General features: G+C 37.2%; 1 pseudogene. It reads right to left on the bottom strand.

Annotation, left to right across the window (positions count from 1 at the left end):
* Positions 1 to 479: pseudogene (locus tag IMO47_RS11370) on the bottom strand (hypothetical protein); the annotation flags it as partial.

Below are 479 nucleotides of genomic sequence, written 5' to 3'. Positions count from 1 at the left end.
ATGACTTTTTGATGCTCCCTTAAATTTTCAAGTTTCATTTGAACTTTTACAAGATCGGGTAATTCTTGCTGTCTCTTTTTCATAAGCTCAATCAAGGGCATATCTGATGTCAAACGAATCCGATGTTCAATAACGGCTCGAACGCCCGGATAACTCGGAAATCTAAAATGCAAATATCCACCCGTAAAGGGAATATTTTTGCTCATATCATCGACAATAAAATATTCTTTCCAGCATAAACCTGCTTGTTCTTCACCTTGCGCTGACCGTATTTTGATGCTGTTTAAATTATGTGTCATTCGAGCTAATGCACGATCTAACAAATCATTGCTTGCACCACTTTTTAAAATCAGCAGCTTTCCCGGTCTTAAGTAAAGATAACCATATATTTCAAAAAGAGAAGTAACATATTTTCCATCTCTATATACAATGACATGACTGACGGAGCGTCCCATTTGTTGTACAGGTCCGCTCATTTC

Origin of the sequence: Acinetobacter sp. Res13-Abat-PEC15-P4-01 (assembly GCF_015676285.1) — a bacterium.
In the GTDB taxonomy this organism is placed as follows: Bacteria; Pseudomonadota; Gammaproteobacteria; order Pseudomonadales; family Moraxellaceae; genus Acinetobacter; species Acinetobacter nematophilus.
This window is presented reverse-complemented; position numbering and strand designations above follow the sequence as displayed.